This window comes from Delftia sp. SD018 (genome assembly GCF_017355445.1).
GTDB lineage: Bacteria > Pseudomonadota > Gammaproteobacteria > Burkholderiales > Burkholderiaceae_C > Comamonas > Comamonas acidovorans.
In genome coordinates this window covers 140,170-155,402 of record NZ_JADDRN010000011.1, presented here as the reverse complement: position 1 = coordinate 155,402, position 15,233 = coordinate 140,170, and the positions used below count along the sequence as shown (strand labels likewise).

The 15,233-nt window shown below is 67.0% G+C and carries 14 protein-coding genes; 4 read left to right on the top strand and 10 right to left on the bottom strand.

Annotation, left to right across the window (positions count from 1 at the left end):
• Positions 1-25: 25 nt before the first annotated feature.
• The 10 genes from INR38_RS13420 to INR38_RS13375 form a co-directional block, all read right to left on the bottom strand.
• A complete protein-coding gene (locus INR38_RS13420; protein WP_207443619.1) occupies positions 26-2,023 on the bottom strand; it encodes a TonB-dependent receptor in 1,998 nt (665 codons plus the stop codon).
• 324 nt (positions 2,024-2,347) lie between these two features.
• Positions 2,348-3,796, bottom strand: a complete 1,449-nt coding sequence (gene cycA / locus INR38_RS13415; protein WP_096916229.1) for a D-serine/D-alanine/glycine transporter — start codon at positions 3,794-3,796, stop codon at positions 2,348-2,350.
• 267 nt (positions 3,797-4,063) lie between these two features.
• Positions 4,064-4,474, bottom strand: coding sequence for a polyhydroxyalkanoate granule-associated phasin (locus tag INR38_RS13410; protein ID WP_065345843.1), 411 nt, complete (start codon positions 4,472-4,474; stop codon positions 4,064-4,066).
• Positions 4,475-4,556: 82 nt separating this feature from the next.
• Complete coding sequence (locus INR38_RS13405) at positions 4,557-5,648, bottom strand: MBL fold metallo-hydrolase (protein WP_099750885.1); 1,092 nt, start codon at positions 5,646-5,648, stop codon at positions 4,557-4,559.
• Positions 5,649-5,816: 168 nt separating this feature from the next.
• Entirely contained in the window at positions 5,817-7,451 is a 1,635-nt protein-coding gene (locus INR38_RS13400) for a DHA2 family efflux MFS transporter permease subunit (RefSeq protein ID WP_123693262.1), read from the bottom strand.
• Between the two features lie 45 nt (positions 7,452-7,496).
• Positions 7,497-8,858 carry an efflux RND transporter periplasmic adaptor subunit gene (locus INR38_RS13395; protein WP_063326173.1) on the bottom strand — a complete coding sequence of 454 codons (1,362 nt, stop codon included), beginning with the start codon at positions 8,856-8,858 and terminating at the stop codon, positions 7,497-7,499.
• 132 nt (positions 8,859-8,990) lie between these two features.
• Positions 8,991-10,466 (bottom strand): efflux transporter outer membrane subunit, encoded by a 1,476-nt coding sequence (locus INR38_RS13390; protein ID WP_197943399.1) that lies wholly within the window; start codon positions 10,464-10,466, stop codon positions 8,991-8,993.
• A gap of 70 nt (positions 10,467-10,536) precedes the next feature.
• Entirely contained in the window at positions 10,537-11,073 is a 537-nt protein-coding gene (locus INR38_RS13385; protein WP_043821956.1) for a MarR family winged helix-turn-helix transcriptional regulator, read from the bottom strand.
• Positions 11,074-11,237: 164 nt separating this feature from the next.
• The gene (locus INR38_RS13380; protein WP_197943400.1) at positions 11,238-11,552 is read right to left on the bottom strand and encodes a DUF4148 domain-containing protein; all 315 of its coding nucleotides are present in this window, start codon (positions 11,550-11,552) and stop codon (positions 11,238-11,240) included.
• Between the two features lie 10 nt (positions 11,553-11,562).
• Complete coding sequence (locus INR38_RS13375) at positions 11,563-11,886, bottom strand: hypothetical protein (RefSeq protein ID WP_207443618.1); 324 nt, start codon at positions 11,884-11,886, stop codon at positions 11,563-11,565.
• Between INR38_RS13375 and INR38_RS13370 the strand changes: the two genes are divergently transcribed.
• The 4 genes from INR38_RS13370 (at position 11,873) to INR38_RS13355 (ending at position 15,201) form a co-directional block, all read left to right on the top strand.
• Positions 11,873-12,610 (top strand): AzlC family ABC transporter permease, encoded by a 738-nt coding sequence (locus tag INR38_RS13370; RefSeq protein ID WP_096916233.1) that lies wholly within the window; start codon positions 11,873-11,875, stop codon positions 12,608-12,610. The two genes, INR38_RS13375 and INR38_RS13370, sit on opposite strands and share 14 nt — an antisense overlap.
• A 3-nt stretch (positions 12,611-12,613) precedes the next feature.
• Positions 12,614-12,910 (top strand): AzlD family protein, encoded by a 297-nt coding sequence (locus INR38_RS13365; RefSeq protein ID WP_207443617.1) that lies wholly within the window; start codon positions 12,614-12,616, stop codon positions 12,908-12,910.
• 63 nt (positions 12,911-12,973) lie between these two features.
• Positions 12,974-13,318, top strand: coding sequence for a FlxA-like family protein (locus INR38_RS13360; RefSeq protein ID WP_012205575.1), 345 nt, complete (start codon positions 12,974-12,976; stop codon positions 13,316-13,318).
• A 281-nt stretch (positions 13,319-13,599) separates the two neighbouring features.
• Positions 13,600-15,201, top strand: a complete 1,602-nt coding sequence (locus INR38_RS13355) for a methyl-accepting chemotaxis protein (protein ID WP_012205576.1) — start codon at positions 13,600-13,602, stop codon at positions 15,199-15,201.
• The last annotated feature ends 32 nt before the right edge of the window (positions 15,202-15,233 follow it).

The window sequence follows — 15,233 nt, the reverse complement described above, 5'->3', positions numbered from 1 at the left end:
ATAACACGCCATCAGAACCGCGCCATCAGAACCGCGCCGTCATCCCCACGAAGTAGGTACGGCCGCCGTTGTCGTAGTTGGCGCCGATGGTGCGGGTTTCCTTGTCGGCCAGGTTGATGATGCCGGCGCGCAGGGTCAGGGTGTCGGTCACGTTGTAGTTCATGGACACGTCAAAGGTCGTATAGGCCTTGGCGAAGGTGGTGGCCGTGCCCGTGGTCACGACTTCCTTGCCCACGTGGCGGGCGCTGAACATGGCGGACCAGCCCTGGCGGATCTGCCACTGCAGCGACGAGTAGATGGACAGCTCGGGCACGGCCAGCAGCGAGGCGCCGGTGCTCAGGTTCTTGGACTCGAACATCTTGGTGATGTTGGTGTTCCAGGTCAGGCCCTTTGCCAGGGGAACGTTCACGAAGCCTTCCAGGCCGCGCGTGCGGGCACGCTGGGCGTTGGCCATGCGGGTCCACCAGAAGCCGTTGTAGAAGCCCAGCGGCTGGTAGTCGATCTTGTTCTTGAAGTTGGTGTGGAAGTAGGTGGCACCCAGCGCCCAGCCATTGCGGTCCCAGCTCGTGCCCAGCTCGAAGTTGGTGCTGGTCTCGGGCTGCAGGTCGGGGTTGCCGGCCATGTAGCAGCCGCGCGTGCCGTCGGCGTTGACGCTGGTGCTGGTCCAGCCCATGCCGGCCAGGCTGCGGCAGCCGTTGCCCCCGGATTGCGTGGCGGCGCTGGCCGAGTTTTCCTTCAGGTTGGGCGCACGGAAGCCGCGCGAGACGCCGCCGCGAACCGTCCACTCCGAGGCCGGGTGGTAGACCAGGTAGGCGCGCGGGCTCCAGTTGTTGCCGTATTTCTGGTGGTGGTCCATGCGCAGGCCCAGCGTCAGCGCCAGGTTGTCGCGCAGGAAGATCTGGTCCTCGCCGAACAGCGCCCAGGTGGTGGCGCTCAGGCCCGAGCCCGAGACCGGGCGCCCCGCGTAGTCGATGGGAGCCAGGCCGATGGTGTCGCGGTTGTCCAGCGACTCGCGGCGCCACTGCATGCCCAGCGTCATGGCCTGGTCCAGGCCCCACAGCTTCAACGGCTTGTCGATGCGGCCGTCCAGCGTGGTTTCCTTGGAGTTGTTGCCGATGGTGTCGCCCTTGTCCTCGTACTTGTTGTGCACGAGGTTGAGCTTGGAGGTCAGGTCGCCCCAGCGGCCGTCATGGCTGAGGCCGAACTTGGTCTGCTCCAGCTTGCTCAGGCCCCAGGGATAGACCACCTGGTCGCCCGATGCCGTGCGCGCGTCGGAGCCCGTGGCGCGCTGGATGCCTTGCGCGGCCTCGATGCCGATCACCTGGTCGGGCGTGAGCTGCCAGTTGAGCAGGGCGTTGAGGTTTTGCTTGCGCGAGCCGGCCGTCGATTGGTAGGTACCCGGGAAGCCGCCCGTGCTCTCGTCGGCTGCGCGGTCCGTGTAGTTGCCGCCCAGGCGCAGGCCGAACTTGTCGGACAGCGGGCCGCTGATGTTGAAGCCCAGCTGGCGCGTGTCGCCGCGGTCGCCGTCGGAGGGCTTGCTGTAGTTCAGCGTCGTCGAGCCGCTCCAGCGCTTGCCGATCTTGCGCGTGATGATGTTGATCACGCCGCCCATGGCGTCCGAGCCGTACAGCGAGGACATGGGACCGCGCACCACCTCGATGCGCTCGATCATCTCGGGCGAGATCCAGTCCAGATCCTGCGAGCCCAGGTCGTCGCGGTAATTGATGCCGGCCGAGTTGCCCTGGCGCTTGCCGTCCACCAGGATCAGCGTGTACTTCTCGGGCAGGCCGCGCAGCTTGATCTTGGACTGGGCGCCCGTGCCGGACAGGCCGCCGGTCACGCCGGGAATGGTGGACAGCAGCTCGCCGATGCTGGTGACGGGCTTGCGCTCGATGTCCTCGCGGGTGATCACGCTGATGCTGGCCGGCGCTTCCTTGATGTCCACGGCCGTGCCCGAGGCGGTCACCACCACGGTGGACAGGGACATGTCGGCCTTGTTGTCGGCTGACTGGGCATGGGCCATGGCTGTGCATGCCAGGGCGGCGCAAAGAGGAAGCGGGCGGAGCACCGAGATTCTGACCATCTTTGTAAAGTTCCGGTTTGGTTAAAAATCAAGGTGCGAATGATAACGATTTGTATCCACATCTTTTTGTTGGCGTAAAGACAGTTGTATTTTTGTTCACTCGTTATCTAACTGCTGGACAGGCCAAAGATGCTGTGCACAAGTTTGGTGCGCAGCAAGAGGGGCAGCGGAGGGAGGCGCTGAAGGGGGGCGCAGAGGGAACGCGGGCGCCAAAGGCACCCTGCAATGGCCGCCCCCATGCGCAGGGGGGCGGCCGGAAGAGGGTCAGCGCGGTTCGGCTGCCGTGCCTGCAAGCGCGGTGGAACGCTCCGCCGACTGGCGCGATGCCTGGCGGCGCACGAACTGGTAGGCGATGGCCAGCAGGGCAAACCAGGCCGGCGTCACCACCAGTGCCTGGCGCGTGTCGGCCTGCAGGGTGAGCAGGCCCAGGATGGCGGCAAAGAACACCAGGCAGGCCCAGCACATGGCCACGCCGCCGGGCATCTTGTAGCGCGAAGCCTCATGCAGGGCCGCGCGCTGGCGCCGGTAGGCGATATAGGACAGCAGGATCAGCGACCACACGAACATGAACAGAATGGCCGATACCGTGGTCACCAGCGTGAAGGCTTCCACCAGATCGGGCACCACCCACATCAGAAACGCGCCGGCCAGCAGGCAGGTGCAGGAAAACAGCAGCCCGCGCGAGGGCACGCTGCTGCGCGACAGCCGGTGGAAGGCCCGGGGCGCATCGCCCTTGAGCGCCAGGCCGTAGAGCATGCGGCTGGTGGAGAACACGCCGCTGTTGGCCGACGAGGCGGCCGAGGTCAGCACCACGAAATTGATCACGCCTGCGGCGGCCGGCAGGCCTGCGAGCACGAACAGCTCCACGAACGGGCTCTTGCCGGGCACCACGTCACGCCAGGGGGTGACGGCCATGATGGCGATCAGGGCCAGCACGTAGAACACGATGATGCGCACGGGAATCGAATTGATGGCGCGCGGCAGCGTGCGCTCGGGGTCCTTGGCCTCGGCCGCCGTGGTGCCCACCAGTTCGATGCCCACGAAGGCGAACACCGCGATCTGGAAGCCCGCGAAGAAACCCATCATCCCGTTGGGGAACATGCCGCCGTCATTCCAGAGGTTGGACAGGCTGGCCGTGCGGCCCGCAGGCGAGACGAAGGCGGCACCCACCATGTACAGCCCCGTGCCCACCAGGGCCACGATGGCCACGATCTTGATCATGGCGAACCAGAACTCGATCTCGCCGAACAGCTTCACCGTCAGCAGGTTCAGGCCCAGCAGCAGGCCCACGCAGGCAATGGCCGGTGCCCACTGCGGCAGGTCCGGGAACCAGAACTGGGAGTAGGCCGATATGGCAATCACATCGGCAATGCCCGTGACGATCCAGCAGAACCAGTACGTCCAGCCCGTGAAGAAGCCGGCCCAGGGGCCGAGCAGGTCGGACGAGAAGTCGATGAAGGAGCGGTACTGCAGGTTGGACAGCAGCAGCTCGCCCATGGCCCGCATCACGAAGAACAGCATCACGCCGATGATGGTGTAGACAAAGATGATGGACGGGCCGGCCAGGCTGATGGTCTTGCCCGAGCCCATGAACAGGCCCGTGCCTATGGCCCCGCCGATGGCGATGAGCTGGATATGGCGGTTGGTGAGATTGCGCTGCAGGTCGTCTTGACCGTGCAGGCCCTGGCCGGCTGGCGGGGCCTTGTGTGTCATCAGAGAACTCCGGGGAAGACTGGCAAAGCGATGGCAGAAAAGGGGGAATCCGCCTGCCGCGGCCGTGTTTTCAGTCTCTGCATGGAGTCCATGCCTGGAAATGCGGCAGCGCAGCAAAACGGAACGAAGGCCGCGAGGATACCCGAACCGCGCCCTCGCATCGGCCCTGCCGCGTGGCCGCGCTCCGGTGAATGGAGCGGGCTTGATATGGGTGGATCAGCCGCGTTGAGCAGCGATCAGTCGCACTTAACCGTGCTCAGGCCGTGCTCAGCCGCGCGCCAGGCGCTTGGCATTGGCCACCGCCGTGCGGTGCACGGGGGCCAGGCCCTTGCCCACCACGCCCCACATGGCGTTTTGCCATTGCGAGGCCTGCGATGCCAGGGCACCGCCGTTCCAGGTGGAGGTGCTCCAGGGTGTCCAACACATGCGCATCCAGGCCTGCATCAGGGCCTGGCTGGCAACCATGGACTGCATGCCCATCGCCGCCCACGATTGCTGGAATGCCGTCTGTTTCTCGGACACCATGCGTGTGAATTCACGCCGGTCCCGCGCGGAGGGATTGGCGCCTGCCATGGCCATGCGGGTGAGGCGATGGGCCACGACCTGGGGCGCTGCGACGGCCAGGTCGGTGGCCTGGCGGGCGACCAGGGCGGCCCGGGGATTTTTGCGATTTGCCATGTGCACTCCTGAAGCTGGGTTCACTTTATCCAGATGGATGCCGACCCGCGTAGGCCGATGACGCAATGCAGCAAAAACGGATTTATCGCGGCTGGGCCTGTGGCGCTGACGCGGCTGCGTCCTGCACGGCAGGGGATACCAGGGCACGCCACCAGCGCTCGCCTGCATGGGGGGCATCCAGGTCCACGCGCTCGCCCATCATGGGGGTGGCCACGGCAATGCCGTGCTCGGCACCCAGGGCCAGCACGCGCTCGAAGGGGTCCCACCAGGCATGCATGGCCAGGCTGAAGGTGCCGTTGTGAATGGGCAGCAGCCAGCGTCCGCCCAGGTCGCGGTGGGCCTGCACGGTCTGGGCCGGGTGCATGTGCACATAGGGCCAGTGCGGGTCGTAGGCGCCGGTTTCCATCAGCGTGAGGTCGAAGGGACCGAAGCGCCGGCCGATTTCCGCAAAGCCGTCGAAATAGCCGCCGTCGCCGCTGAAGAAGACACGCAGCGTGTCGGCGCTTGCCAGGTCCTCGATGACCCAGGACGCCCACAGCGTGCGGTTGCCGTCGCGCAGGCCCCGGCCCGAGAAATGCTGGGCCGGCGTGGCCGTGAAGCGCAGGCCGTCCACCTGCACGTCCTGCCACCAGTCGAACTGGCGCACCTTCTCGGGGGCCACGCCCCAGTCCATGAGCCGGTCGCCCACGCCCAGCGTGCACAGGAAGAAGTCGACCCGGGGCGCCAGGGCGCGGATGGTGGCACGGTCCAGATGGTCGTAGTGGTCGTGCGAAAGCACCACGCCGCGCAGCGCGGGCAGTTCATGCAGGGCGATGGGTGGCGCATGAAAGCGCTTGGGGCCGATGAAGGAAAAGGGCGAGGCGCGCTCGGCAAACACCGGGTCGGTGATCCACCAGCCGCCGCGCAGCTTCATCAGCAGCGTGGAGTGGCCCAGGCGGTACAGGCTGCGCTCGGGCGCGGCGGCCAGGTCGGCCGGGGTGAGCCGCTGCACGGGCAGGGGCGCGGCAGGCTCGGTGTCCTTGGGCTTGTTGAAGAAGAAGTCCCACATCACCTTGGCGTCGGGCTGGGGCGCGTTGGCGGGGCGGGGATGGACGTTGCGAAAGCGCCCGCCCACCGACTGGGGTGATTGGGCGTAGTCGGCAATCGGTGCGCGGAAGATGCGGGGTGTTTTCACGGTGCTCCGTCGGTGTTCAGGCCGCCGCCATCATGGAACCGGTGGCGCAGCCCTGTCGAGATGGTGGTCTTGGCGGCCCGATTCAAGGCGCCTTGCGTGTCGTCATGTAAACAAAAAAGGAGCTGCCCCTGCAGGCAGCTCCTTGTCGTGATGGCCGCAAGCTGGGCCTCAATGGGCGCCGGCCGCCTCGGCACCGCCGGCATGGCCCGCAGGGCGCCTGGTCATCCAGATCAGCACGATCAGCACCAGGAACAGCACGGACGACGCCAGGAAGATGTCGTCCGCCGCCCGCGTATAGGCCTGCTGGTCGATGAGGCGGTTGATCTGGGCCAGCGCCTGCGCTTGGCTGAGACCCGCGGCCTGCAGCCCCTGCAGGGTGACGCCGAACACGCCCTGGCCCTGGATGAGCCCTTCGGTCAGATGGGCGTGGTGCAGCGCGGCGCGGTTTTCCCAGAGCGTGGTGGCGATGGAGGTGCCCATGGCACCCGCCGTGATGCGCACGAAGTTGCTCAGGCCGGCGGCGGCCGGGATACGGTCCGGCGAGATGCCCGACAGCGTGATCGTCGTCAGCGGGATGAAGAAGAATGCCATGGCCCCGCCCTGGATCAGCGTGGGCACCAGGATGTGCATGAAGTCCGTCTCCACCGTGAAGCGCGAGCGCATCCACAGCACCAGGGCGAACACCACGAAGGCGCCCGTGGCCATCTTGCGCGGGTCCCACTGCGTGACCTTGCGGCCCACCAGCGGCGTCAGGATGATGGCGAAGATGCCCACCGGCGCCAGCGCCATGCCGGCCGTGGTGGAGGTATAGCCCATCCACTGCTGCAGCCACAGCGGCAGCAGCACCACGTTGCCGAAGAACAGGCCGTAGGCAATCGACAGCGCCACCGAGCCCGCCGCGAAATTGCGGCGCATGAACAGGCGCAGGTCCACCACCGGGTGCGCATCCGTCAGCTCCCAGACCAGGAAGACCACGAAGCTCACGATGGCCAGCACGCACAGAGTGACGATCTCGCCCGAGGCGAACCAGTCCAGCTCCTTGCCCTTGTCCAGCATCAGCTGCAGCGCGCCCACCCACAGCACCAGCAGGGCCAGGCCCACGGAGTCGATGGGCAGCTTGCGCGTGGGGGTCTCGCGGCTGCGGTAGATGCTCCAGGTCATCAGGGCCGACAGCAGGCCCACGGGCACGTTGATGTAGAAGATCCAGGGCCAGGAGATGTTGTCCGTGATCCAGCCACCCAGCAGCGGGCCGACCACGGGCGCCACCAGGGTGGTCATCCCCCAAAGCGCCAGCGCCACCCCGGCCTTGGCCGGCGGGTAGCTGGACAGCAGCAGTGTCTGCGACAGCGGGATCATGGGTCCGGCGACCAGCCCCTGGAGCACGCGGAACAGCACCAGCATCTCCAGCGACGAGGCAAAGCCGCACAGCCAGGAGGTCAGCACGAACAGCAGCACGCTCATGGTGAACAGGCGCACGGCGCCGAAGCGCTGCGTGAGCCAGCCCGTGAGCGGCACCGAGATGGCGTTGGCCACGCCAAAGCTGGTGATCACCCAGGTGCCCTGGCTGGGGCTGACGCCCACGTCGCCCGAGATCGCCGGAATGGCGACGTTGGCAATGGACGAGTCCAGCACGTTCATGAAGGTGGCCAGCGACAGGGCCAGCGTACCCAGGGCCAGCTGGGCGCCCTTGAGCGGTGCGGGCCGTGCGGGCATGGCAGGCGGTGCCGAGGGTGGCGCGGCAGGCGGCAAGGTCGGCCCACCCGGCTGCGCCGGCTCCGGCACGGCGGTGGTAGAGGAAGTCATAGGCAGTCCGCGTAGGTTCTGGGAAGGCGGGGAAGCGATGCCTGCTTACTTGGACTGCGTGGCCTGCGCGTCAACCGGCGCGGAGGCCACTGCGGCTGGCGCCTTGCCCTGTGACCTGTCTTGCGCATCGGCCATGGCGACGGGCGGCAGCTCGGGCAACTGCTTGAGCGGCGCCACGTTCTGGCCCGCCACGATGTGGGCGATGCGTTCCTCCGCCTGGGGCAATGCCATGTCGTAGATGGAGGTCTGGGCCACGGGGGCATTGCGCGTGGCGGTTGCCAGTACTTCACCCTGCTGGTCGCGCACGTCCACCTTGGCCTCCATCGACAGGCCCACGCGCAGCGGGTGCTGGGCCAGGTCTTCCGGCGACAGCGCAATGCGCACGGGCACGCGCTGCACCACCTTGATCCAGTTGCCGGTGGCGTTTTGCGCGGGCAGCAGCGAGAAGGCCGCGCCGGTTCCTGCGCCCATGCCCACCACGGTGCCGTGGTAGCTGATCTTGTCGCCGTACACATCGGCCGTCAGCTCGGTCTTCTGGCCTATGCGCAGCTGGGCCAGCTGGCTTTCCTTGAAGTTGGCATCCACCCAGAGGTTGTGCAGGCCCACCACGGTCATCAGCGGCGCGCCCGAGGCCACGCGCTGGCCCAGTTGCACGCCGCGCTTGGCCACATAGCCTTCCACGGGAGAGACCAGGCGCGTGCGCTGCAGCGCCAGATAGGCCTCGCGCACCTTGGCGGAAGCGGCGATCACGCTGGGGTGCTCTTCGGCGCTGCTGCCCTTGGTCTGGGCTTCGGCAGCGGTCAGCTGCGCCTTGGCGGCGCGCACGGCGGCTTCTGCTGCAGAGGCGGCATTGCCTGCCGTGCGGGCCAGGGACTGGGCGTGGTCGAACTCTTCCTTGCCCACGGCGCCCGTGGCCAGCAGCGGGCGGCGGCGGTCCACGTCCTCGCGGGCGCGGGCAGCGTCGGCCTGCAGGCGGGCCAGATCGGCCTCGCGCTGGGCCACCTGGGCCACCAGGGGCGCATTGTTGGCGTACAGCGTGCGCACCTGGCGCACGGTCTGGGCCAGTTGCGACTCGGCCTGGGACAGGGCAACCAGGGCATCGGCCGAGTCCAGCTGCACCAGCAGCTGGCCGGGCTTGACGTAGTCGGTGTCGTCGGCGCCGATGCTGATCACTGTGCCGCCGATCTGCGGCGTGATCTGCACCACGTTGCCCGCCACATAGGCGTTGTCCGTGGTCTGGTAGTTGCGCGCCACCATCCAGTGCCAGCCGCCCCAGGCGACGGCGGCCACCGCGACTGCGGCGGCGATGAGGGTCAGGCCCTTGCGGCGGCCCTGCGGATTGGCCACGGGCGAGGCTGCGGCCGGTGCGGCGGCAGGGCTGGGTGCTTGCTTGTTGGTGTCGGTCATGGTGTACGGCGCTTTGTTATCTGTGAATGTGGTTGTGCGGCCGGGGCAGGGAGCTGGCGATCTGTCACGCTGGCTGGCGGTCTGCCCGGTGGAGGGTCAAGAGTGCGGCGGATTCCTGTGCGGGTTGCGATCTCAGTGCTGGCTGACCTGCACGGCAGCCGTGCCATCGGTCCAGCCGCCGCCCAGCGCCTTCATCAGCGACACGCGCGTGTCCAGCGCGCGGGCGCGCAGGTCCACGTCCAGGCGGCGCTGGGTGATCACCTGGGTTTCGGTGTTCAGCACCGTCACCTGGCTGGCCAGGCCTGCCTTGTAGCGCTGCACGGCAAAGTCGTAGGCGCGTTCGGCCTTCTCCAGCGACTCGGCCTGCAGCTGCTGTTGGCGCACCAGCGATTGCACGGAAGTGATGGCGTCGCCCGCTTCCTTGACCGCATCGAGCACCACGCCGTTGTACTGGGCGATGGCGGTGTCCAGGTCGGCCTGCGTGCCGCGCAACTGGGCGCGCAGGCGCTTGCCGTCGAACAGGGGCAGGCGCAGCGCGGGCGTGATGCCCATCTGGCGCGAGCTGCCCTTGAACAGGTTGTCCAGACCGATGGCATTGAGGCCGATGAAGGCCGTGAGATTGATATCGGGATAGAAATCCGCCCGCGCGCTCTCTATGCCCTGCGTTGCGGACTCCACGCGCCAGCGCGCGGCCACCACATCGGGGCGGCGGCCCAGCAGGTCGGCACCCAACTGGCCGGGCACAGCCTGGATCTGCAGCGCGGCCAGACGGGGCGACAGCTGCAGCTGCGCCTCGGGCGCCTGCCCGCAGAGCACGGCGATGGTGCGGCGCGCCAGCGTGATCTGCTCGTCCAGCATTTCGATCTGGGTGCCGGCATCGGGCAGGCCGGCCTGGGCCTGGGTCAGCTCCACCTGGCTGTCCAGCCCGGCGCGCGTGCGCTGCTGGCTCAGGTCCAGCAGCGACTGGCGCTGGGTCAGCGTGCGGCCAGCCACATCCTTTTGGGCAATCAAGCGAGCCAGCGCCACATAGCTGCGCGCCACCTGGGCCGCCAGCTGGTTGGCGGCGGCGGCGCTGTCGGCCTGGGCGGCACGGGCCTGGCCCAGGGCGGCCTGCAGGTCGGCGGCATGGCGGCCAAAGAAATCCGGTGTCCAGCTCAGGCCGGCCTGCAGGTTGCCGGTGTTGTAGGTATGGCCGGCAATGGGTGCGGGCACCAGGCCGTTGGCGCTGTAGTGCTGGCGCGTGGCGTCGACGCCGAGCGTGCCGCGCACATCGGTGGCCGTGCTTGTGGCCGTGGCCAGGGCGGCCGCCTTGTCGAAGCGGGCGCGGCTCATGGCCAGGCTGGGGCTGCCCTGCAGCGCCTGGGCGATCAGCGCATCCAGCTGGGCATCGCCCAGGGACTTCCACCAATCGGCGGCGGGCAGGCTGGTATTGGCGCCTGTCTCGGACTGGGCCGTCAGACCCAGGTCGGAGGCGCCCAGCCGGGCCAGCGGCTCATGGGCCGGGCCCTGGGAAGCACAACCGGCCAGGGCCAGCGCGGCGCACAGGGTGGCCGCTGCGGCGGCTACGCGGCGGGGCGCGGCGGACACGGAAACAAAGGATTTGGGCATGGTGGTCTGCCTGTTGGGGGTCAAGAATCAGGAAATCGGAAACAGGGGCGGAAAAAGGGGGCTGGCGCTGTCAGTCGACAGGCGTGGCAGGCGCAGGGGCCGGCGGCGCAGCTTCCGGCGCGCGCATCGCATCGCCATTGGCCAGCAGGCGGCGCAGCATGTCCAGCAGCTGGCGCGACTCGTCATGGCTGAAGCCGGCCATATGGGCATTCATCACGCTGGACAGCACCTGCGGCACCTTGGCCGCCATGGCGCGGCCTTCATCGGTCAGCACCAGCTTGACCACGCGCCGGTCCACCGTGGAGCGCTCGCGCCGCAGCATGCCCTTGGATTCGAGCCGGTCCAGCGCCCGCGTGATGGAGGCCGGATCCAGCCCCAGGTCACGCGCCATGCCGGCATTGGTGGCGTCGCTGCACAGCAGCAGCTTGTACAGCGGCAGCCACTGCACATAGGTCAGCTCATGCTCGGCCAACTGCGCATCGGCCTGCTGGAGGATGGAGCTGAGCACCTTGCGCATGAGGAACCCCACGCTCTCGAAGGGCGTGTAGCTGCCTGGGCTGTAGAAGTCCGAGGGCTGCAGGCCGTTGGGCAGGGGAGGCTGGGTCATGGTGTCTGCGGGTGAAATAATTGACTGCGCAATGATTGTTGCGGCAATTATTGCAGAAACACCGGTTGACCGTGTGACGCGAGGGTGCCGGGGACGGGATCAGGGTTATCCAGACCCGCCGGTGGCTTTCAGCTCCTCAGATCCGCCACCGGCCGCCTTCAAGCTCACTTGTCCTGGGCCACCGCATGTCCCTTCTCCAGCCTTGCCACGGCCTCGCGGTAGGCGGGGCTGGCGCGCAGTTGCTGGTAGCGCTCCAGGCCGCGCTGGTATTCGGTGGAGCGGACATCGATCTCGCGGTCGGAGAGATAGGTGAGTCCGGCGCGGTGCCACATTTCCAGGTCGGCCAGCACCTGGGCTCGGCTGAGGTCGGTGGGGGCAGCAGTGGAGGAGGGCGCTGCGTCCTGGGCTAGGGTGGTGCCGGCCAGGCCCAGGCTGAGGGCGGCCAGGGCGACGAAGCGGGTGAAGTCGGAAGTGCGCATGGGGAACCTTTCAGGTGAAGCGAAGTGATGAGGGCTTCATGGTCCCGCCGCCGCCCTGGCCGGCACAGCCGTTTGCGACGCACTGCAGCATGGCGGGAGCCAATGGCTGTTGGGTTTCGTGAAATGTCAGGAGGGCAGGCGCGGCCGTCCGAGGAGCGCCGCCAGCAATGGAGATGGGTTGAGCGGCGCTTGTGCAGCGCTTGTGCGGCAGATTATTTCCAGTTGCTTGAATAAACCGGCATAAACGTCCGTGAAATGGCTGGCGAAAGCATGAATCAGCAGCAAATTCCAGCGGCACAAGCCGACAATCGCCGCTCTCCATGTCTTCATCCATTCCACTTTCCCCCGCTGCCGTTTCGGCAGATTCCGTCTCCCGCAGTTCCGAGGCCTTTCGCGGCTTCAGGGATGCGATTCCCGTGATGCTGGGCTTCGTGCCCTTTGCCCTGGTGCTGGGCGCCCAGGCCGTGCAAAAGGGGCTGGCACCGCTGGAAGTTCCTCTCATGACCGGGATGAACTTCGGCGGCGGCTCGGAGTTCACGGCCATACGGCTGTGGACTTCGCCGCCGCATGTGCTGCTGATCGTCGCCATGTCCTTCCTGGTCAATTGCCGGCACATCCTTATGGGTGCGGCGCTGGCGCCCTATCTGCGCCATCTGCCCAGGCGCCGTGCGCTGCCGGCCCTGTTCTTCATGTGCGACGAAAGCTGGGCGCTGGCCCTGGCAGACGCGCAGCGCAGTGCCTCCCGGCGTGTGAGCCTGCCTTACTACATGGGCGTGTCGGCGGGCCTGTACATGGCCTGGGTGTCGTGCACGGCGGCCGGTGCCTTTCTGGGGCCGCGCATTGGCGACCTGGAGCAGTACGGCTTCGACATGGCGTTCACCGCCGTGTTTCTGGTGCTGCTGCGCGGCATGTGGAAGGGCGTCAGGCCTTGCCGGCCCTGGCTGGTGAGCCTGCTGACGGCGGCCCTGGTCTACAAGCTGGTGCCTGGCGCCTGGTATGTGGCGGCCGGCGCCGTCTCTGGCCTGGTCTGCGCGGCCTTGCTGGCGCCCAGGAGCTGAGCGATGGAAGCCACAACCTTGCTGACGCTGGTGCTCATGGCCTGCAGCACGTATTTCACGCGGGTGATCGGCTACTTGCTGCTGCGCGGGCGCACGCTGAGCCCGCGCATGCAGTACGTGATGGAAAGCCTGCCGGGCTGCGTGCTGATCTCGGTGATCGCCCCGGCGTTTGTGTCCGAGCGGCCGGCCGATCTGCTGGCCCTGGTGGTGACGATGGTGGCCGCGAGCCGGCTGCCCATTCTGCCGACGGTGCTGATCGGCATTGCATCGGCGGGAGCGCTGCGGCATATGCTGGGGTGACTACTGGCGGGGCGGGCGTGTTTTCGGCCTTCAGTTTGTGCGGCGGTGGACGATGTATGAGGCATGCAAGTCTCATCCTCCACATCGGCTTCCGCCTCGGGAGCCGCTTCATCCTCCGGCGGCAATGACATCGTTGCGTTGCAGCGCAAGCTCAAGGAGCTGCAGCAGGCGCTCAAGGAAGTGTCTTCCGAGAACATCGACGCCAAGGCCAAGCAGACGAAGGCCAAGCTGCTGCAGTCGCAGATCATGATGGTGCAAAGCCAGATCGAGGCGCTCATGCGCGCCAGGCAGCAGGCCCAGATCGACAAGCAGCGCGAGCAGCAGCAGGCGGCCGAAGCCAAGTCGCCGTCCCAGCCAAAGAGCAACAAGGCGCCCGGACTGGGTGGCGTGGTCGACGTCTACGTCTGAATGGAAATGGCTCGTGCTTTCACGGGCCATTTTTTTGATGATATCAATGTAACTTACATGAACGAGTTGGCCGTGTCTTGGATGGGTTGGCCTGGCAACGGGGTTGAGGGCAGGGGCTGGGCATCCGCACTGTGGCGGGCGTCTTTACACATCCCGCGGAACTTATTGAGTTTTGTCTCTCAAGAAATCGGCCACCGCTACCGATAAGGCAGCTAATGTGACTGCCTGGATGCGATAGCGATGGCCTATACCGAAGGCAGCACTGGGCCAGAGGTTCTGCGATGAAAAAACTCAGCGATGTGCGTATCGGTACCCGGCTTACAGCCGTCTTTCTTGTCCTGCTGGTCTGTCTGATGGCCGTAGGGGGCGTCGGCGCAAGGGCGCTGGGCCATGTATTTTCGGGCACGGAGACCCTGTACCAGGACCGTGTGGTTCCACTCAAGCAGCTCAAGCAGATTGCGGATGCCTATGCCGTCAACGTCATAGACACGGTCAATAAAGCCAATGCGGGCCTGATCACGGCGCAGGAGGCATCGGCCAGCATCTCGGGCACGCTGCCCGCGATTGAGGCCGCCTGGCGCAGCTACTCGTCCACCCAGCTCACAGCGCAGGAGGCCGTGCTGGCCAAGCAGGCCCAGGCGCTGTTCGCGCCGGCCAACCAGAGCATCGACAAACTGCTGCAGCGCCTCAAGCAGCTGGACGGCAAGAAGGCCGGCAGCCTGGATGAGTTCGACGGCGCGCTGTATGCCAGCATCGATCCCATCAGCGCCAAGATCGGCGAGCTGGTCGAGCTGCAGCTCAAGACGTCGGAGGATGTCTATGGGGACTCCAGGGAGGTTTTCGCACGGTCGCAGATGCTGATCTACGGTTTTGTGGCGGCGGCCGTCATCCTGGCCGTGGCCCTGGGCTACATGGTCACGCGCTCCATCACGGTGCCCTTGAAGTCGGCCGTGGAAGTGGCCCGGCACATCGAGCAAGGCGACCTGGCTTCGGAAATCCAGGCCACTGGGCGTGACGAGGTCGGCGACCTGCTGCGCTCCATGAGCGCCATGCGCGAGTCGCTGGCAAACATCGTTGGCGATGTGCGGCGCGGCGTGGAGTCGGTGACCACGGCGTCCAGCCAGATCGCTGCCGGCAACCAGGATTTGAGCAGCCGCACCGAGCACCAGGCCTCCAGCCTGCAGGAGACGGCGGCGTCGATGGAGCAGCTGGCCGGCAACGTGGGCCAGAGCTCCGAGAACGCGCGGCAGGCCAGCGCCCTGGCCGTGCGTGCCAAGGAGGTGGCCGGCGTGGGCGGCGGCGCGGTCGCCAGGGTCATCGGCACCATGGACGAAATCTCGGCCAGCAGCGGAAAGATTGCCGAGATCACCGGCGTGATCGACTCCATTGCCTTCCAGACCAATATCCTGGCGCTCAATGCAGCGGTGGAGGCCGCGCGGGCGGGCGAGCAGGGCAGGGGCTTTGCCGTGGTGGCTGGGGAAGTGCGCTCCCTGGCCCAGCGCAGCGCCGCAGCGGCGCGGGAGATCAAGGCACTGATCACGGCATCCACCGACAAGGTACGAACAGGCGGCAACCAGGTCCGGGAAGCAGGCAAGGCCATGGATGCCATTGAAGCCCAGGTGAGCGAGGTGGCATCGCTGATCGAGGCCATCTCTGCCTCCAGCGTGGAGCAAAGCGGTGGCCTGGGGCAGATCACCCAGGCCGTCTCCCAGATGGACCAGGTCACGCAACAGAATGCCGCCTTGGTGGAAGAGTCGGCAGCCGCTGCAGCCAGTCTGGAACGGCAGGCGCGGGTGCTGGCACAGGCGGTGGCCACGTTCCAGATCAGCTCGGCGAAGGAGATCGGCATGGCGAGCCCCGGCCTGACACTGGCAGCTGCTTGACGCAGACCCGGGAAGAGCGTGCGCAGTGCGCT

Excerpts from the sequence above, each read along its gene's own strand:
- INR38_RS13380 (WP_197943400.1), bottom strand. The coding sequence starts at position 11,552 with ATGCGCACTTCCGACTTCACCCGCTTCGTCGCCCTGGCCGCCCTCAGC.
- INR38_RS13365 (WP_207443617.1), top strand. The coding sequence starts at position 12,614 with ATGGAAGCCACAACCTTGCTGACGCTGGTGCTCATGGCCTGCAGCACG.
- INR38_RS13375 (WP_207443618.1), bottom strand. The coding sequence starts at position 11,886 with ATGGATGAAGACATGGAGAGCGGCGATTGTCGGCTTGTGCCGCTGGAA.
- INR38_RS13355 (WP_012205576.1), top strand. The coding sequence starts at position 13,600 with ATGAAAAAACTCAGCGATGTGCGTATCGGTACCCGGCTTACAGCCGTC.
- cycA (WP_096916229.1), bottom strand. The coding sequence starts at position 3,796 with ATGACACACAAGGCCCCGCCAGCCGGCCAGGGCCTGCACGGTCAAGAC.
- INR38_RS13420 (WP_207443619.1), bottom strand. The coding sequence starts at position 2,023 with ATGGCCCATGCCCAGTCAGCCGACAACAAGGCCGACATGTCCCTGTCC.
- INR38_RS13385 (WP_043821956.1), bottom strand. The coding sequence starts at position 11,073 with ATGACCCAGCCTCCCCTGCCCAACGGCCTGCAGCCCTCGGACTTCTAC.
- INR38_RS13360 (WP_012205575.1), top strand. The coding sequence starts at position 12,974 with ATGCAAGTCTCATCCTCCACATCGGCTTCCGCCTCGGGAGCCGCTTCA.
- INR38_RS13390 (WP_197943399.1), bottom strand. The coding sequence starts at position 10,466 with ATGCCCAAATCCTTTGTTTCCGTGTCCGCCGCGCCCCGCCGCGTAGCC.
- INR38_RS13410 (WP_065345843.1), bottom strand. The coding sequence starts at position 4,474 with ATGGCAAATCGCAAAAATCCCCGGGCCGCCCTGGTCGCCCGCCAGGCC.
- INR38_RS13395 (WP_063326173.1), bottom strand. The coding sequence starts at position 8,858 with ATGACCGACACCAACAAGCAAGCACCCAGCCCTGCCGCCGCACCGGCC.
- INR38_RS13400 (WP_123693262.1), bottom strand. The coding sequence starts at position 7,451 with ATGACTTCCTCTACCACCGCCGTGCCGGAGCCGGCGCAGCCGGGTGGG.
- INR38_RS13370 (WP_096916233.1), top strand. The coding sequence starts at position 11,873 with ATGTCTTCATCCATTCCACTTTCCCCCGCTGCCGTTTCGGCAGATTCC.